The organism is Thainema salinarum CENA647 (genome assembly GCF_057732415.1).
This window is the reverse complement of the sequence record NZ_JBYJZJ010000005.1, coordinates 1-17,113: the sequence shown is the minus strand read 5'-3', so window position 1 is coordinate 17,113 and position 17,113 is coordinate 1. Positions and strand designations below refer to the sequence as shown.

Sequence of the window (17,113 nt, the reverse complement as noted above, 5' to 3'; positions counted from 1 at the left end):
TATGTTTCTTCAAAATTGGGCTACAGAACAAGGGGCTTAAGCCCCTTGTCTACCGAGATTATGTGTAGTTTTAATTTGGCGAATCAGTATTACCCAATCCGCTTCACATTATCAGGGAAGAAAGCAACACCAATGTTTTTCACTTTGGCCCAGCCTGTTGTGGGTCGCAGATAGAGATCCGGCGGAATAAACATGCCTTCACCATCGGGGCCAGTGGGCGTAAACTGCCGTCCTTGCTCCACCAGTTCAGCCATGACTGCATCGCGTTCCGCTTGGGACGGATACACCTTGCTCAGAGCAGGAATGACCGCACCTTCAACATACTGATCAAATGCGGCTGCTACCTGGGGGCTGACTCCGGCCAGTTCCTTAAACTTCTTAGCCGCTTCCTTGAAGGCATGGATCTGCACCTGGGCAACCTTGGCATTGTATTCCTTGCCCGCTGCTAGTTCATCTCCGGTCAAGCCAGCTAGATCCCGGCGTGGATAGGTATCGCGGATAGAAGCGTAGGCGATGTCGGTAAAGTCATAGTACATGAACGCTAAGCCTGTACCGGATTGGTCGGCATTGGGACAGCGTTCGGTAATTGGCTTGAGGTCAACGCTCTCATCGACCATCGTCAAGGGGATGTACTTTGCGTTGGGATTGCCGTTGTTCTGTAGAACTGCGCCGGATTCAATCTTCTCGCGCACGACTTCGTACAGATTCGGATAGCGGTCTGCGCCAAGGCGCTGCTGAAGCTGATTAATGTAGGCTTTGTTGAGGATGGTGTTGGTGCCGATGTTGATGCCAGCACTGACCAGTTCAGCACAATAAGCTGTGTTCTCGCTGCGCTTCAGCCATTCAATTGCCGCTTCATCACCGTAAACTGCCAGAATCAGCTTTTCACCCGCCTGCTTGATTTTGTCTACGTTGTGGATACCGAGCGGGTCTTGACCGTTGAAATTTTCTTCCGCAAATGGGATATAGCTATTTGCGATCGCAGTCATGGTCAGGATGTTCTTGCAGTAGGCTTGCTTTTCCGCGTCACTCAGTTCGGCGGGAAACTCGATTTTTTCAAAGAAGAAGCTGCCGTAGCCAGAGTTATTAAAGCCACCACTGAAATAGCCCTGCGGATTGTTAATCGTCATCACGCCCGCTTTGCCGTCTTTCTCAACACCGACCGCTAGACCTGCGTGACCGATGTTGCGCTTGTGGGGAATTTCGTTCTCATGCAGATCGGGATAGTAGCCGCAAACTGCGATCGCAATGTCACCGGGACGGATGAGGCGAGCTAGGTCAGTTTGCACAAACGGATCGCCGCTAATTTTGACCTGGAACAGCTTGATCTCAGCATCGGGACTGGATAGAACCGGATAACCGACAACTTCGCTGCTGTCCGGCAGTTTCGTCACAATAGCAAGGGCATCCTGAACCGTTGGATATTCTGGCGTTGCGTCCCATTCATAGCGTGATGCAACTTCAGTCATCCTGGTATGCGAACCAGAACTGGGACGAGCTGGAGACTCGGCGGGAGCTGATGGAGTGGTATTCGTGCCCTGAGCCGGGGAAACGGGGGTTTGAGCGTTGTCAGTAGTATTGTTTGGTGCGTTGTCTGAGGCCGATGCGGATTTTTGGGGGCTTACCATAAGATCTGAATCCCGATGAGAAGGACAAGTAATATTAAGTCCGTGTACAAGAACCCAATTTATTTTTTGATTTAGTTTTTTGTGAAAGACGGGCTGAGCTAGCCTTTTACAAAAAATAAACCATTGGGTTTTAACCGGACTTTGTACAATTTGAGCCGATTGCTTTCCGTATGTGTTTACGCTATCGCAACCACTCTAGTTCTTTCTTCGAGGTGAACGGGGGAATTTCCGGCAACCGGGATTGAAAATCACCCACCAAGGGCAAGATTGTGTCTTAATTCATCGCTAGCGATCGCACATCTGTTGACGATGTCAGTGGCGATGTCAGTGACGATGCTAGGATTTGCGATCGCAGTAAAATTAGTGGTTTCGGGCGATCAGCAAATGCGCTATTGAATGAGATATTGAACAAGTTATTGCTTGACTCGCTTCACAAAACTACATTGTCACACTGCATCAAAGTGCATCGTGATTTTGCACTGAGAGGTAAGAACGCTAGTCCGCAAAATGCAACTGTGATTCCCCTTAGCTAAAACTCGGCAGTCAGCTTATCAATTATCAGCTTCTAATTATTTGTCATTCACCACTCTCAATTTGCGAGGTAAATCATGAAATCTCAATTTCTGGTTGCAGCTCTGTTAGGTTTTTCGTTTGCTGTTAGTGGCTGTACGTCACTGTCCCAGCCAGGGGGATCTGCAGGTGATGTCCAGGCTGAAACGCAAACGGTAGAACCCGTTGCAATGGTTAGCCAAGACGGTTCAGTTCAAATCACGGTTTCGGATAGCTGGGAAACTGCTCAGCTCAACGACGGTGATGTTTCGCAGAACATGGTGCTGAAACTTCAGAATCGGCGGGGAGATCTGCAAATCGCGATTCAGGCATTTCCAAAAGTGAATGGCCTGGAACTGGTTGATCCTTCAGTGCTCAATGGAGGAGTCGTCAGTGCAGCGAAAGCCATGACTGGCAGCGAAGGCACCGTGAACCCTACCAGCTTGACGGCTATCAGCGGCCTGACTGCTGTTCAGTATGAAGGCCGAGGCAAATTTTCTGGCTATCCCGTGGCTGTATTGGCAACTGGAGTAGACAGTCCTGATGCCTACTACAACATTTTGGTGGCAGGTCAGCAGTCTGAATTTGACGAGGCGCGAGCTGAAATTGATCAGATTGTGCAAAGCTCTCAGCCCGCTGCGCCAGAGCAGTCGTAGACAACGTTTGTTTGATGGCACAGCTTTAGCCCTTACTCCGAACTCCTCTTCCTCAGGCAAGGGGGCTCCCAGCTTTTACTTCCGTTGTCAATTCATAGAGGCATTTTGCTGCCGCAATGCGGGGCCAAAGTGCCTCTCTTTGCTATAGACGGTATAAATTAGGTGTTACTGATTTCGGGGATGAACAAGTGAAATGTTGAGCTCTTGCCGCCATTGTTCCAAGGGTTTTTCTCAGTCTTCTTCCTATTTTTGAGCAAAGAGTGGTTTAGCGGCTTTACCCATTTGTAATCCTTGTGCGCTCTCAAATCCACTCAAACTACAGCCCATCATGGTAAAACCAAAACTAAGAACAGTTGCCAGCAGAGCTTTCTGTCTATTCTGTACAGTGGAGAGTTTAGGAACTAAGTGCAATGGCACATGAGGTTATTCCCAGTCAAACTTTTCGACTCCCACGATTCTGGCGTGATCCATAAAATAAGAGTGGAAACAACGTGAGATGCCATTATTACTAAGTTTAGTAAATCACAAAGATCTTTGAAAGCCTTGCCTAGCAGTCATCTCACAAAATGGAGGAAACTCTTGAAAGCCCTATTGAATAAGCTCTCTGGGAGCTGAGCTACTTATTCAGCCTTGGCCATCTTCAAGGCAATTGGAGAATGAAGTTGGCTGATACCAATCCGCCATGAAGATGAGCATAACTTAAAGCCTGGAAAGCTTGTGATTCAATGCTTTCAGCTCATGAAAATGCTTGGCTTCATATTGTTTTGGTATGAAATGCCTATTCTTCCGTTAGTTTGTGATCTACTGAAGTTAGAAGATCAGATGATGCATAGCCAGCGTTTACGTTTTCAACTCGCAGCAGCACAGACTAGATTAACTTGCGCTATCCAGACACAGTGCTTTGGTGTTGAGTTGACTTCGCTCAAGAGACACAAATGGGAAAATTTAGGACAAAATTGTACCGTCTTCGTCTAAAGATGTGATGATTGGCTAGCTAGGTGAGAAGGTTCAGGCACCATTGGAGAAGGGGAAAGCGGATGCGGCAGTGATTGAGTTATTTGCTAATCACTTTGGGATTGACAAAAACTAAAGTGAAATCGCCAGCAGTCATTCATTGCCCACCAAAGTGCTGCTGAAGGTTTATCGGATGAACAGGTTGTAAATGCACTTAATTTCTAAGAGTATTTAGTCTAAAACCTTGTTTGTGATGAACTGCGAATAATCTGAGGGCACTCTAAGTGTGTAAACTCTAAGTGCTAATAAAAGAGGCAAGATATGACATCTCCTAGGCTGGTAGCGAAGATTGAGTCCGAAGAACCTACACTTCGCTTAGCCGTTTTAATCGACGCTGATAATGCTCAAGCTGCTGTAATTGAAGGACTTCTTGCTGAAATTGCACGTTTTGGGGAAGCAACTGTTAAACGCATATATGGGGATTTCACCACTCAAGCAAGTTCATCTTGGAAAAAAGTGTTACAGAAACATGCAATTAAGCCTGTCCAACAGTTTGCGTATACTACTGGAAAGAATGCAACAGATAGCACACTAATTATTGATGCTATGGATTTGTTATATACACGAAAATTTGATGGATTTTGTTTAGTTACAAGCGATAGTGACTTCACTGGTCTCGCGATGCGTATTAGAGAAGAAGGTCTCACTATACTAGGATTTGGAGAACAAAAAACGCCGGAATCTTTCAGGAATGCTTGCCATAAATTTATTTTTACAGAATTGCTACGCCCTTCAGCTTGCGAAAATTTACATATTTCAGAAAAAACAAATGAGCTACAGAATTCTTTAATCCACTCTTCTCAGAACAACTCTTCTAGTTCACAAATAGCTTTCCCAAAACAGTTTGTTTTGGATGCTTTGGAGCAGTCAGGTGATGATGATGGATGGGCAAATCTTGGAACTTTTGGTAGCTATTTAAATAAGCTTCAACCTGATTTTGATTCTCGTACTTATGGATTCAAAAAGCTTTCTCTTTTAGTAAAGGAGATGAAAGATATTTTTGAGGTCAAAGAAGTGAATAAAGTACTGTATGTTCGAGCTAAAAAATAAAACAAATAATTTGTACATTGTTTTCTTAGACACATTTAAAAAAAGATGAGAGTAGGCAGATCACTCCACGATGGAAATCTGCCTACTTTGAAGTTTAGCGCAACTTGTGACTGTTACAAGCGAGATAAAAGCTCCTGTTTCTTCGTCAAAAACTCTTCTTCAGTTAAAATGCCTTGATCTCGCAACTGACCGAGTTTGGCCAGCGCTTGATAAATATCGGCAGCCTGATCGCCCTGTTCGTTCTCTAGATCAGACACATAGCTCTTGCCGCGCTCAAATGCCGATTCATACGCCGACTGCACCTGTTCTTCCACAAAGTTGCTGAGCGAACCACCGCTGGAAAAGTGGCTGATGGCGACCTGGCCAACCGCATAGGTAGAGGCTCCAGATGTAATGGCCATCGAGGCTCCACCGATCAAGGTGCCAACGCCCGGAATCGCCTTGATGAAGCTTGCACCAATGCGAGCCAGCGTCGTACCCGTGAGGGCAGAGACAAAGGCTTTACCCATACTGCGGTTGTAGTTGACGCCGTAAAGCTGGGCAAGCTGCTGAAGCATTTCCAGTTGAATGGCGGTGACAGCGGCAAAATCAACCAGCGGAATCGGGATCAGTCCACCACCCATTGCCCACAGCACATGGGAACGAATAATCGCGTCGGCTTGAGATCGTTGGCTCATCGGTATCACCGGATAAAGAATAGTGAGAGAATTGCGGCCTGTGTTTAAACTACCCACAAACTAAATCCATCTTGCACAAGTCCTTAAATACCAGTTTTATACATCAGCGCTACAAATGAGTTTAGGGCTGAGGGCTGAGAACTGAGGACTGAGTGCTAAAAATTAATCTATAGCCACAGTTTAGAAAAACGGTATCGGCTCAGACTTTTCATGTGCAAGAAGGATAGGTGTCCTTATCCTTCTACAAGCTGATGAAATACAGATTCGCAAAGGTTTAGAGAAATTCCAAAAACTGCGATCGCTTATAGTGCCCAATTGCTCAAGTGACCGTTGTTTACAGTGTCCAATCATTGGGAAAATCACCGGATGCTTGATTCGGCAGATCAAAGCACTGTTGTGGTGTGCTGGCTAAGTTGTTGACAGCTTGATAAGCCCAATCGGTGGGATACACATCGGAAAAGGCTGAGGCAAATTGGCCTGGAGGACAGGTGACTCGGCTGGGATTAACGGTCGGTTCAGATCGTTGGGATGTAGTGTCAGGAGTGGTGGTTTCAGTTGATTCGGCTGAATGAAATACCCCGCCGCAAGCGGACGGGGTATCAGAATCAAAAAAGAGCAAGTTGATTATCCCGATGCAATTTGAGGTAATCTTTGCCTTGGGCTTGAACATATTTGGCGATCATTCCTTCATCCCCGTGGCGGCCTACTGTACTCGCAAAATATCCATCACTCCAAAACTCGCCTCCCCAAAGTTTCTGCTTCACTTGAGGGCATCGTTTGAAGACTTCTCGTGCAGTTAAACTTTTCAGCATCGTTACCAGTTTGGTCACACTATAGGTCGGCACGGACTGCACTAGAAAATGGACATGGTCTTTGTCCACTCCAATTTCGACAAACTTCACCTCGTAGCGTTTCTCGATTTCGAGGCAGACCTCTCGCAGAACCGCATCTACTTGCTCATCAAACACAACCCGTCGATACTTTGCTGGAAACACTAAGTGGTATAGCAAAACTGTTACGTTATGACTCTTGTGGATGTACTCACTCATTCTTAGATCTTACGCCGCAGAGCGGCGGGGAATGGACCCAAGAGATTCAACGGTTATCGTTTCGACAGGTTGATTGGATGATGCAGATGGTGCAGGCAGTTCAGATGGTGCAGGTGCGATCGCACTTGCCAACACGGACGCAATGAGAAGATCCATAGTCACCGCTTTTATAACGTTTAGGTATTACAGACATGCTACTCAATCATTTGTTCCGCTGTCAGTGCAGCCCTCAACATGAGATGCGTTATGTATTTCAGCGATCAGCGTTTCGGCTACTTCGCAAGTTACAGGGGCGTTGAATAAATAGCCTTGGCCCATGTCGCAGCCAAATGATTTGAGCTGCTGGAGCTGTTCTGGTGTTTCGATCCCTTCTGCAATCGCTTTTAGACCAAGCTGGCGCGACAGTCGAACAATCGTTTTGGCAATGCTGAGATTGCGCTGACTCTTGAATAGATTGCTGACAAACGAGCGGTCAATCTTGAGATTATCAACCGACAGAGAATGCAGATAGCTCAAAGACGAAAACCCAGTACCAAAATCATCAATACTAATTTGAATCGCAAGGCTGTTCAGCGTTTGCAGTCGCTGGTTAATCGCTTTAATGTCTTCCATAAACATGCTTTCGGTGATTTCCAAGGCTAGACAGCGTCCCGCTAGCCCCGTTTCCTGCAAAATCTGCTCTACTTGAGCCACCAGTTCGGGTTCCTTGAGCTGCTTCATCGACAGATTGACGCTGATCTTGAGGTCTGCCGCTGCCGGAAACTGGGCCTGCCACTGCGCCATTTGACGACAGGCTTCCCGTAAAACCCAGGCTCCGAGTTGCACAATTAGACCCGTATCTTCGGCAATCGGGATAAAGTCGACTGGGGAAATAAACCCTTTTTTGGGATGCTGCCAGCGAACGAGTGCCTCAAAGCCAGCTAGCTTGCCAGTCGAAAGGGTCATAATGGGCTGATAGCGGAGTGTAAATTCCTCTCGCTCTAACGCCTGCCGTAGCTCATGCTCCAATTCCAGCCGCTGGAGTGCTTGCCCATACATTTCCTGATTGAAAATGGCGTAGCGCGATCCGCCTGGATGCTTGGCTGAATACATAGCGATATCGGCATTCCGGAGCAGGTCAAGTCCGTCTGTATGTTCAGCCGTGCCCAAGACAATGCCCACGCTCGCGCCAATCACCACATTTTGCTGAGCCAGCGGTATCGCCGTTTTGAATTCAGTCACAATTTGCTCAGCCGCTTGCACTGCCGTCTTCAAGCCCTCAATGTCTTCCAGCAGCAGGACAAATTCATCGCTACCAATCCGTGCCGACAAATCAATGTCGCGCGTCATCTGCTCTAGCTTCTGGGCCACAATCCGCAATAGCTGATCACCCATCGAATGGCCCAAGCTGTCGTTGATAATCTTGAACCGATCTAAATCAACGAACAGCACCGCAAAGTAAAAATCGGCATGGCGCTTTGCCCGCTCAATGGCCAGATCCAGCCGCTCTAGCAGCAAAGCTCGATTCGGCAGTCCGGTCAGGCTGTCGTGGGTGGCACCGTGCTCAAGCTGCTGCTGGGCCAAAACTTTGTCGGTGATGTTGCGGGAACTGGTTTGGATGTAGGCCGGAGCATTGGCAGAAGCTGGAATGACCTTAATCAAGGTTTCTAGCCAGATATAGCTGCCGTCCTTTTGGCGGCATCGATAAACCAGAGGATCGGAACGATCGCCGCTGGCCGAGTGCTTGAGCTGTAGCCGCACCAATGCGCGATCATCAGGATGGCAGTAGCGATAGGGATGACTGCTAATCAGCTCACCCGGCTCAAATCCAAGGAGGGACTGACAGGACGGGCTGAGATAGAGAAATCGACCGGATACATCGTGCAGACAGACTAAGTCTTTGACGTTTTCGGCCAGTAAGCGAAAGCGAGTTTCGCTTTCTTGAAGAGCAATTTGGGAATATCGCCGCTCCAATTCAGCCGTTGCTCGGTTGGCAAAAATCTGCAAAATCGTCATGTAGTCAGCGCGATCGCACAATGGCTTTTTACTAATTGCGCTGAGTGTTCCTAACACGTCTCCGGCAGCGTTGATCAGGGCTACCCCCGCGTAGCTTTCGGCTTCTAGCTGCGGCAGGTAAAGATTATCCGCAAACACCTGGGATACCTGATGATTACAGCAGTATCTGCCCTCTCGCAGCACAACCGCACAGGGCGTGTTATCGGGACGATAGGCAATATTGGGTCGGAGCCGCCCTTGCGCCCAAAACGCGATGGTCTGTAATCGTTCTCCAGCTTGCTCAGAGTCTGATGGTTGAGATCTAGATGGCTCAGCTCCAATCCGCTCGGCCACAAAGACGTAATCGGCATCCAAGGCAACCGCTAAATACTGCACCAGCTTTTCAAAAAATGCTCGGCCCGTGACGGCTGCTGTGCCCTCCATCAGGCTTTGCAGCATCTCATGCGAGCGTTTCAGATCGGTAATGTCTCGCTTGATCACGACATAGCGATACACCCTTCCCGTCTCATCTCGAATTGGGAAAGAGCGATCCCAAATCCAGCGGACGCTACCATTGACATCGACAGTTCGATACTCCTCATTGATAAACGAAATACCTTGAACCTCAAGGTCAATCTTTTGCGCCACCCAGTCTCGATCATTGGGATGCACATACTGTAGCCACGTGTCTGGAGTTGTGTAGTCTGTATCTGGATCGCTATACAGCCGCTTATACCCTGCATTGCAAAAAATCATTTTGCCAGTGTTGATCTCGCGCAGCAGCAGGGGATCTTCGATGCCGTCCACAATTTGCTGGAGCTGTTTGCGATCGCGCTGTAGAGACTGTTCCGTCTGCCGCAGGGTTTCGAGCTGGGCTTCCAGATTGGCATTGGCGATTTGGAGTTCTTGTTCTTGATTGAGGAGATTCGTCAGCAGTTGATTTAACGCGCGGGATAAGCGAGTAATTTCGCTCCGTCCGCTCGTTTTGGGCAGTTTGGCTTGACGGTTGCCTGCTCGGATTTGATCGGCTGCGATCGCAATCTTCAGCAGTGGTTTGGTGATCAGACTAGCCGCCAACCAGCCAATGACCGCAAAGCCACTACCCAGCACCACGCCACCAATCAGAATTTGCCAATACAGCGTCCGAGCCGGACTAAATGCGATGGCTGCAGGCTCATACACTAAAATCGTCCAGCCCAAGCCAGAATAGGTCAGGTATCCCTGGCTCTCAACAAAACCAACCAGATAGGTGTTGCCATCTGGCCAGCGTTCAACCGTGTAGCCCGAATCTGCAACACCCGCTAGACGCAGGCTTTCCAGTTCCAGCGTTTGTCCTTGCCACCGCTCCGACCCAAGTAACACCGTGCCAAACTGATCGACAACCAAAATGTCCTTGTCTTCAGCATCTGGCATATTGAGCAGCGTCGTCTTCACGTCTTCAGCCCAAGCCCAGCTCAGGTGAGCCCCCAGTACGCCCTGAAAGTTGCCGTCAGCATCGCGCACCGGGCTGGCCACATCAACAAATCGCAGCGGAGTCTCGGTGGGATTGGGCAGCAGTTCCGCCAGCAGTACGGCTTCATGCACATCCCCCACAAACGGCTGTTCCTGAGCTTGCACAAACCAATCTCTCTGGGCAACGCTAACGCCTTCTAGAATTCCTTGCGTGCTGGCTTGTACAGTACCCTGCTGATCTGCAAAGCCAATCCAGGCATAGATTGAATAAGTACGCTGCAACGTATCAAGAATAGCCTGTATCTCGGCATCGGGAGTTTGCGGATTACGAAACGGTTCTAATCCTGCAATAATCTGAATTTCGCGATATCGCTCAAATAGATTCTGATCTAAACTACCTGCCATCTGCTGAGCAATTTGGGTCAAATCCTGACCAATATCCTGCTTGATTTGCTCTTCAGCTAAGTTGCCGGAGATCCGACCTAAGATGGCGGACAGCAGGATAGTAATACTGCCAAACGCGATTCCAAGACGAACACCCAGACTGGCACCCGTCCAAGCTGTAACAAGTCGATTCATAAGGACGTAGAAATGAGCGGCGAGAAGCTATGGACGATAGAAGGAATTTGCACTAACGGAACACACATAGCGCATCTCAATTGGTCTGATTAAACCGCACTCAAAACTCTAGCCCTACTCGTAGCTGCGTCGCGCAAATTAATCTCTCAAGAGACAATTTCGCCGACAAAAGCGCTCTTTTGCTGTTTGGGCAACGTACGAGACTAGCTACCAAGATAATTGGTTTTGAAAGATATGTAAACTTACGCGAATTCTCAGGATTCACCTTTGGGGAACATCGATATGTTTAAGCTAATTTTGAACGTATCATTTAGCAGAGATTGACAATCAAAAACGAATTTAATAGATCTCTAAAACGCGAGTAGAATTAATGTCTCCTATAGCTTCACCAAGATATAAAACAACGTTTTTTCTACTCATCTTGTAATATGAGTTTCATCATCGAGATCCAAAGTCATATTTCCGTGAAAAGCTTATGTCAATCGCCTTCTAGCGATCTTGACTCTAAAACCTGGCAGTCAGATTAAATTACAATTTTCAAGATCAAGTTTATACTTAATCACCTTATTTCTTTGTATATTTTTTTTACCAAAAGTTTCTTGAAGAGAAAAATACCTTTTAAGGTAGTAGATTAATAAATATTAATTGTTATTCAAAAGATCTTTTAAGAAGTAGGAAACTAATAATACCCATATCTTGTAGGATGCATTACGGCTAATGCATCCTACGGTGGCTGAAAATTATTCAATCCTGCATTTCGATCAGCTCTTGAAACGACATCAGCGCTTGCTTAAGCTGATCGCCTGCAACCCAGGCAAAATCGTCGTGCCCAGCCTCTGCAATCCAGAGAAAAGCTTTGGGCTGTGGAGCCGATTCATAGAGCGTTTGACCATGCTTAAAGGGGATGGTTTGATCGACCTCTCCGTGCATAATCAGAACGGGCTGATCAACGTCATCCAACTTGCGCAGATTGGCAAACTTATCGAATGGCAGTAGAGGAAAAGGTACAACAACGCGAAACGCCGAAGTAAAGGTACTTTCTAGGATTAATCCGGCTGTGGGATATCGAGTCGCGAGTTCCGTTGCTGACCCACCACCCACAGAGCGACCGTAGACGATAATTTGCTCCGATGGAATGTTGAGTTGTTGCGTCAGGTAGGTGTAAGCAGCATCCGCATCCTGATAGGCGCGACGCTCATCGGGTTTGCCATCACTGGTGCCATATCCCCGATAGTCGTAGGCAAAGACGCTGAAGCCCCAGCTATGCAGTTGATCGAGAATGGGACGAATGTGGCCCAAGTCTTCCGCGTTGCCGTGAATATAGAGCAGCGTATAGGTGGCTTGTGCGTTTGGTAAATAAACTGCCGAAATCTCTTCTGTCTCATTGACAGGGACTTTCAGAATCTCTTCCGTATCCGAGTAGCTGGCGGGCTGGGGCAGAAAAATCATGCTGTCGGCCCGAAAATAGACGTAAAGCGCAAAAAACGTGTAGATGAACAACAGCGATCGCACCCATCGCTTCCAGGTGAATTCGCCAATCAGCACTTTTCGGAGCGTTGCCCGATTGATATTCATATGGGTTTACCAATGTTTGGCTTTATATCGTGAATTGCAGAGCCAACAATCCCAGAATTCCCGCCAGGACAATGTAATACAACGTAGGCAACAACAGCCGCCGAATCAGTAAGCCTTCGCGACCGATCAGGCCAACCGTTGCCTCTGCCGCCACGATATTGGAGACACAGATGATGTTGCCTGCCGATGCTCCAACGCACTGTAGTCCCAGCACAACGGCAGTGGACACGCCAATCTGGAGCGCTACTCCAAACTGAAACAGGGAAAACATCAGGTTGCTGACAGTGACGCTGCCCGCAACGAAGGAACCTACTAAGCCAACACAGGGAGCAAACAGCGGCCAGAGCTGACCCGCTAATGCAGCCATGCCGTCTGCGAGAGTCAAGGGCATACTGACTAAGCCCGACTCATTCACGCCTGTATTGATGAAGACTCGCGCCATCAGCACTGCGGCTCCCAAAGCCAAGGTCGTCTTTTGCAGCATCGGTACCGCTAGCCCCACGGCTCGCTGCATTGAGGCTAGCTTCATCCGGTGGATGAAAAAGGTAATTGCCACTACGATCAGAAACACAGTTGGCGGCAGATAGAGCGGCCTAGTGGAAACTGTCACGTCCGTGCCTAGAACGTTGCTCCAGCTCAGTGTGGCAGCTTGGAGCCAGTCTCGAATGGGCAAAAATTCAAACCGAGTCAACATCAAAATTGCGCCAAGCAAGATGTAGGGCAACCAGGCCAGTAGAGCAGGCATCGTTTGAGGTCGGCGTTCGGATGTGGGAGCTAGCTGAAACCGGACATCACAGCTCGATTGAGATGTTTCTGCTGATTGTTGATTTAACAGTTTATGAGGTTGTTCATTGGGTAATTCTGCTTGATTCGACCAGCTATCTGACCATTGATCGGGCGGTGGAAAATCCCAGGTTTGCTTGGGCACAAGAAACCCCCGCTTGGCGCTGGGAATGACGATGCCGAGTCCAACCAGACCACCAATCAGAGTCGGGAATTCCGGCCCCAGGAAGACCGCCGTCAGCGTGTAGGGAATCGTAAACGCCAGCCCCGCAAACAGGGCAAATTTCCAGGCGGCTAAACCGTCTCGCCAAGACTGCCGTACCCCAAATCCTGCCGTAATCACCATGACTAGCACCAGGGGCAAAAAGGTGCCGATGATGCCGTGAAACAGGCCAGCCCATTGGCTAATCGCCTCTAGATACTGCGGCTGAGTGAGTCCCAAATCGCCAAGCTGCTGCTCAACGGTGGGTACACCTTGTAATCCGGTATCAATACCAATAATGATCGGTGTGCCGACTGCGCCAAAGGTGGAGGGCGTACTTTGGATAATCAAAGCAGCCATCACAGCAGCCATTGCCGGAAAGCCAATCGCCACTAGCAGCGGCACGGTGATCACCGCAGGCGTCCCGAAGCCGGATGCGCCTTCGATAAAGCTGCCAAACAGCCAGGCAATGATTAATACCTGCACCCGCCGATCGCGGGAGATACCTAGCAGACTCTGGCGAATAGATGCGATCGCACCGGATTCTTGCAGCGTATTCAGCAGCAGGATAGCGCCAAACACAATGTAGAGAATTTCAGCGGCGGCCACTAATCCCTGAATACTGGCGGCGGCCACTTCGACAAGCGGAACTTGCCAGATCAGTAGCGCAATAACAACGGTTACCAAATAAGCAATGGGCATGGCTTGCCCCGCTGGTCGCCGCGCCACAACTAACAGCAAAAAGACCGTCGCAATGGGCAGCAGGGCAATCAGCGAGTAGAGGAGAAGTCCCATGAGACAACGTAAACGACGACATTTGACGACACAAGCAGTCTAGCCAATGCCATCGTTTTAGCGCCGTATCGTCTACGTTGCAAATCCACGTAAATCCGCGATCTCTGCCTGATCGGTGCGCAATTTGCGGTCACCATTCGCGCTAAATGCGATTAGTCCATACCAGACATGCAAAAATCGCATAATATCGGCTATTTTGTATCTATGTTAACCAAAATTAAGATCTGTTTTTCCTAACGTTAGGACTATGGCAAGCCATTCACCCACTGTCAGCATGTCCTGTTATTCAGCTTGGCTGCCGTGTCTGTATTTACATTTGAATGCATCTATGTTCAATACACTAGAGGTTGGATGAAAGGTTAGAATAGTGTGCTTGTTCGATCAGTCGCTTTAACGTGCGATGCGATCGCATCTAGTGCAACTCCGGCTTCAAAAACAACTTTCTTGATTATTCTGCAATTCGTAGGCCATTCGTATCCTGTATGAGTTCATCCACCCCCCTCGGCAAAGTTTACTTAGTTGGTGCTGGCCCTGGCGATCCAGGGTTATTCACCTTGAAGGGCAAAACGCTACTGGAGCATGCCGATGTCGTTGTCTACGATGCGCTGGTCAGCCCCGAAATTTTGGCGATGATTAACCCGAATGCCGAACAGATTCACGCAGGCAAGCGACGGGGTCGGCATTCTTTACCGCAAGCAACCACGACGCAAATCTTAATTGAAAAAGCTCAGTCCAATGCTATTGTCGTGCGGTTGAAGGGGGGCGATCCCTTTGTGTTTGGCCGGGGCGGCGAAGAAATGGAAGATTTGGTGCAGGCTGGAGTGCCCGTCGAAGTGGTACCAGGAATCACGGCTGGGATTGCAGCTCCTGCCTATATCGGCATTCCCGTAACCCATCGTTCCTACAGTTCTTCCGTTACCTTTGTCACTGGGCATGAGTCCGCTGGTAAATATCGTCCACAAGTCAACTGGAGTGCGATCGCACATGGTTCGGAAACGATTGTGGTCTACATGGGCGTCCACAATCTGCCCCACATCACTGAGGAGCTGATTAACGCTGGCCTCGCCACCGATACGCCAATTGCGCTAATTCGCTGGGGCACCCGTCCCGATCAGCAGGAGCTACTGGGCACGCTTGGCTCAATCGTGCAGCAGGTAGAGGAAACTGGGTTTGAAGCACCAGCCGTAGCGGTGATTGGTGCAGTCGTCAAGGGAGCGCGTCATCGTTCAAAGAGAGAAAAATGAATATAGGGGAGTAGCCTATCGAAAATTCCCAAACATCAACTATCTTCCTCTGGAGCGTCTGCTGGGGTTTCCATTTGCTGAATTTGGTCTTGCAGCAGTTCTAACCGCCGCTGCTGGGATTGAATCGTATCATTTAGCGTAGCCAGCTCATCTGGAACCGTATCTCGCAAAGTTTTTAGCTGCTCCTGCTGGCGCTGTAGCTGAGTCTCAACTGTCTCCAACTGTTCTAGCAATTCGGCATTCGCTTCAGCCGCCTGCGTCGTCTCTCGCTGGACAATCTGCTCCTGCACCAGTAAGCGGTAAGCAAACCATCCGGTAATCCCGATCGCCAGCACAACCGAAATCACGAGCCCAGTAATCAGCGTTTGCACTAACCCCCGCATTTGATTAGTGCGCTTCTGGAGTTCCTCCACACTAAGCTTGAGATTGTGCTGCTGCTCTTGGAGGCTGATCAGGATATCGTCTCGGTTTTGGGCATTGGGCTGATTGAAACTGGGTTCAGACGGAGGTGGAGTATTCATGATCGTCAGCAAACAGCGATGGTTGGGATTTATACTGGGCACTCATACTAGGTACTAATATGAAATCCGGTTGAAACCCCATCATTCATTTTCCGCAAAATGCTTGCTCCACAAGCATTTTGCGGAAAATGAATGGGTTCTTATACACGGATTTGATATCACATTAGGCATCAAAGCGTCATGGGGGAATCAATGTAGACGGTCGGTTCTGGAACCACAAAGTTCAGGTTTTGAGCCGCTAACTTTTGCGCGATTGCAGAATTTGCCAACTCAAGGAGTCGTTTTCGCAATTCTAAAGAATTCTGGGACGGGCTGGAAATAAAGAAAAACACCCGCGCCCGCGTTGCCGGATTTTCCACATCATCAGTCGTGCCATATTGAACTCGCGTACTGGTCTTATCAAACCCCCAGAACAGTCGGCTTTCCTGCTCAATCGTCCGCGTCACCAATGCCTGCTCATCAAGCCGCAGCGGCCTGGAAAAGTCGAGACACAACATGGCCATCGTCTTTTTACCGCGACTGACATTTTCGATGTTTTTACTAGCCATTGTCGAATTCGGCACAATCATCATCGTATTTTGGGCCACAATCCGAATTTTGGTGGAGCGTAAACCGATGGCTTCCACTAAACCATAGACATCTTCACCATAGGGATTGAAGTTGACGCGAATATACTCACCGGAGACATATGGACGATCCAGATACAGTTCCAATGTGCCAAACAGTCGCTCAAGGGTTTGCTGAGCCGCAAATGCGATCGCAACGCTGCTCAGACCAACGCTCGCGGCCAGCGCAACCAGATTGACCCGTAGACCGATCTGCAAAAATGATGATCGCCAACACAACAATCAGCACATAGACAAGAGTCTCAACAATCAAGACGACTTCATTGACTTCCCCAAACCAGCGATTGACCAGGCTGATCACCGCTTGATGGATAAACTGCCGAGCCAGCCTCAACGCGAACCAAGCCAGACCGATAGATAGCGTGGTGTAAACAAAAACGCCCGAAAAAACTATAGAGGTCTTCATACTGGATCAGCGGATTCAGGGCAACAGCAATGAATAAAAACGCCCCAATCAGCGTAAGGGATGTTCGATAGGTGCGAATTAGCTTTTCATAAGCGATGTGACTATCGATAAGGTTGCGGCGTTCCAGCAGCTTCAGGCCCCGCTTGATTAGATTAAGCAGCCATCGACCAACGAAGGGAGAGATGGCGACAGCCAATGAAAACAACCCTAGCCTTGCCATCAGCTCCAAGACATAGTTCAGGATTTCCGGGTCGAGCTGCACCATTGCTTATCTATAGGTGCTGATGAGTTCTCGTAACAGGACGCAATTAACCTTAGCAATACGTAACTGAA

General features: G+C 48.6%; 15 protein-coding genes. 4 read left to right on the top strand and 11 right to left on the bottom strand.

Translation table 11 applies throughout. From position 1 onward, the window contains the following. Nucleotides 1-89 precede the first annotated feature (89 nt). Nucleotides 90-1,628: a hypothetical protein gene (locus AC286M_RS00940; protein WP_488202597.1), complete on the bottom strand. Its 1,539-nt coding sequence runs from the start codon at nt 1,626-1,628 to the stop codon at nt 90-92. 267 nt (nt 1,629-1,895) lie between these two features. Here AC286M_RS00940 and AC286M_RS00935 point away from each other — a divergent pair, with 267 nt between their 5' ends. From AC286M_RS00935 to AC286M_RS00925, 3 genes are all read left to right on the top strand, one after another. Beyond that, entirely contained in the window at nt 1,896-2,024 is a 129-nt protein-coding gene (locus tag AC286M_RS00935; protein ID WP_488202596.1) for a hypothetical protein, read from the top strand. A gap of 212 nt (nt 2,025-2,236) precedes the next feature. Then, on the top strand, nt 2,237-2,833 hold the full coding sequence (locus AC286M_RS00930; protein ID WP_488202595.1) for a hypothetical protein: 597 nt from the start codon (nt 2,237-2,239) through the stop codon (nt 2,831-2,833). Between the two features lie 1,275 nt (nt 2,834-4,108). Next, nucleotides 4,109-4,897 (top strand): NYN domain-containing protein, encoded by a 789-nt coding sequence (locus tag AC286M_RS00925; protein ID WP_488202594.1) that lies wholly within the window; start codon nt 4,109-4,111, stop codon nt 4,895-4,897. A gap of 113 nt (nt 4,898-5,010) precedes the next feature. Here AC286M_RS00925 and AC286M_RS00920 read toward each other — a convergent pair whose 3' ends face one another. The 7 genes from AC286M_RS00920 to AC286M_RS00890 form a co-directional block, all read right to left on the bottom strand. After that, complete coding sequence (locus AC286M_RS00920) at nt 5,011-5,574, bottom strand: DUF697 domain-containing protein (protein ID WP_488202593.1); 564 nt, start codon at nt 5,572-5,574, stop codon at nt 5,011-5,013. 334 nt (nt 5,575-5,908) lie between these two features. After that, nucleotides 5,909-6,193, bottom strand: a complete 285-nt coding sequence (locus AC286M_RS00915) for a hypothetical protein (RefSeq protein ID WP_488202592.1) — start codon at nt 6,191-6,193, stop codon at nt 5,909-5,911. Beyond that, nucleotides 6,180-6,623 (bottom strand): IS200/IS605 family transposase, encoded by a 444-nt coding sequence (gene tnpA / locus AC286M_RS00910; protein WP_488202591.1) that lies wholly within the window; start codon nt 6,621-6,623, stop codon nt 6,180-6,182. Before tnpA ends, AC286M_RS00915 begins: the two co-directional genes overlap by 14 nt. Before the next feature lie 9 nt (nt 6,624-6,632). Then, nucleotides 6,633-6,779 carry a hypothetical protein gene (locus tag AC286M_RS00905; RefSeq protein WP_488202590.1) on the bottom strand — a complete coding sequence of 49 codons (147 nt, stop codon included), beginning with the start codon at nt 6,777-6,779 and terminating at the stop codon, nt 6,633-6,635. A 42-nt stretch (nt 6,780-6,821) separates the two neighbouring features. After that, a complete protein-coding gene (locus AC286M_RS00900; protein WP_488202589.1) occupies nt 6,822-10,628 on the bottom strand; it encodes an EAL domain-containing protein in 3,807 nt (1,268 codons plus the stop codon). A gap of 744 nt (nt 10,629-11,372) precedes the next feature. Further along, nucleotides 11,373-12,203: an alpha/beta hydrolase gene (locus tag AC286M_RS00895; RefSeq protein ID WP_488202588.1), complete on the bottom strand. Its 831-nt coding sequence runs from the start codon at nt 12,201-12,203 to the stop codon at nt 11,373-11,375. 22 nt (nt 12,204-12,225) lie between these two features. After that, entirely contained in the window at nt 12,226-13,983 is a 1,758-nt protein-coding gene (locus tag AC286M_RS00890) for an L-lactate permease (protein WP_488202587.1), read from the bottom strand. A 482-nt stretch (nt 13,984-14,465) separates the two neighbouring features. On the opposite strand from AC286M_RS00890, the gene cobA reads away from it, so the two are divergent. Further along, complete coding sequence (cobA, locus tag AC286M_RS00885; RefSeq protein WP_488202586.1) at nt 14,466-15,227, top strand: uroporphyrinogen-III C-methyltransferase; 762 nt, start codon at nt 14,466-14,468, stop codon at nt 15,225-15,227. A 35-nt stretch (nt 15,228-15,262) separates the two neighbouring features. Here the strand turns inward: cobA and AC286M_RS00880 are convergent, their stop codons facing one another. From AC286M_RS00880 to AC286M_RS00870, 3 genes are all read right to left on the bottom strand, one after another. Then, the gene (locus AC286M_RS00880) at nt 15,263-15,748 is read right to left on the bottom strand and encodes a hypothetical protein (RefSeq protein WP_488202585.1); all 486 of its coding nucleotides are present in this window, start codon (nt 15,746-15,748) and stop codon (nt 15,263-15,265) included. A gap of 170 nt (nt 15,749-15,918) precedes the next feature. Then, nucleotides 15,919-16,572 carry a mechanosensitive ion channel family protein gene (locus AC286M_RS00875; protein ID WP_488202584.1) on the bottom strand — a complete coding sequence of 218 codons (654 nt, stop codon included), beginning with the start codon at nt 16,570-16,572 and terminating at the stop codon, nt 15,919-15,921. Between the two features lie 62 nt (nt 16,573-16,634). Beyond that, nucleotides 16,635-17,045 carry a hypothetical protein gene (locus tag AC286M_RS00870; protein ID WP_488202583.1) on the bottom strand — a complete coding sequence of 137 codons (411 nt, stop codon included), beginning with the start codon at nt 17,043-17,045 and terminating at the stop codon, nt 16,635-16,637. Nucleotides 17,046-17,113 lie beyond the last annotated feature (68 nt).

Bases quoted from the DNA above. Each gene is read 5' to 3' on its own strand.
- AC286M_RS00890 (WP_488202587.1), bottom strand. From the start codon at position 13,983: ATGGGACTTCTCCTCTACTCGCTGATTGCCCTGCTGCCCATTGCGACG.
- AC286M_RS00895 (WP_488202588.1), bottom strand. From the start codon at position 12,203: ATGAATATCAATCGGGCAACGCTCCGAAAAGTGCTGATTGGCGAATTC.
- AC286M_RS00905 (WP_488202590.1), bottom strand. From the start codon at position 6,779: ATGGATCTTCTCATTGCGTCCGTGTTGGCAAGTGCGATCGCACCTGCA.
- AC286M_RS00870 (WP_488202583.1), bottom strand. From the start codon at position 17,045: ATGGTGCAGCTCGACCCGGAAATCCTGAACTATGTCTTGGAGCTGATG.
- AC286M_RS00920 (WP_488202593.1), bottom strand. From the start codon at position 5,574: ATGAGCCAACGATCTCAAGCCGACGCGATTATTCGTTCCCATGTGCTG.
- cobA (WP_488202586.1), top strand. From the start codon at position 14,466: ATGAGTTCATCCACCCCCCTCGGCAAAGTTTACTTAGTTGGTGCTGGC.
- AC286M_RS00925 (WP_488202594.1), top strand. From the start codon at position 4,109: ATGACATCTCCTAGGCTGGTAGCGAAGATTGAGTCCGAAGAACCTACA.
- AC286M_RS00880 (WP_488202585.1), bottom strand. From the start codon at position 15,748: ATGAATACTCCACCTCCGTCTGAACCCAGTTTCAATCAGCCCAATGCC.
- tnpA (WP_488202591.1), bottom strand. From the start codon at position 6,623: ATGAGTGAGTACATCCACAAGAGTCATAACGTAACAGTTTTGCTATAC.
- AC286M_RS00940 (WP_488202597.1), bottom strand. From the start codon at position 1,628: ATGGTAAGCCCCCAAAAATCCGCATCGGCCTCAGACAACGCACCAAAC.
- AC286M_RS00900 (WP_488202589.1), bottom strand. From the start codon at position 10,628: ATGAATCGACTTGTTACAGCTTGGACGGGTGCCAGTCTGGGTGTTCGT.
- AC286M_RS00930 (WP_488202595.1), top strand. From the start codon at position 2,237: ATGAAATCTCAATTTCTGGTTGCAGCTCTGTTAGGTTTTTCGTTTGCT.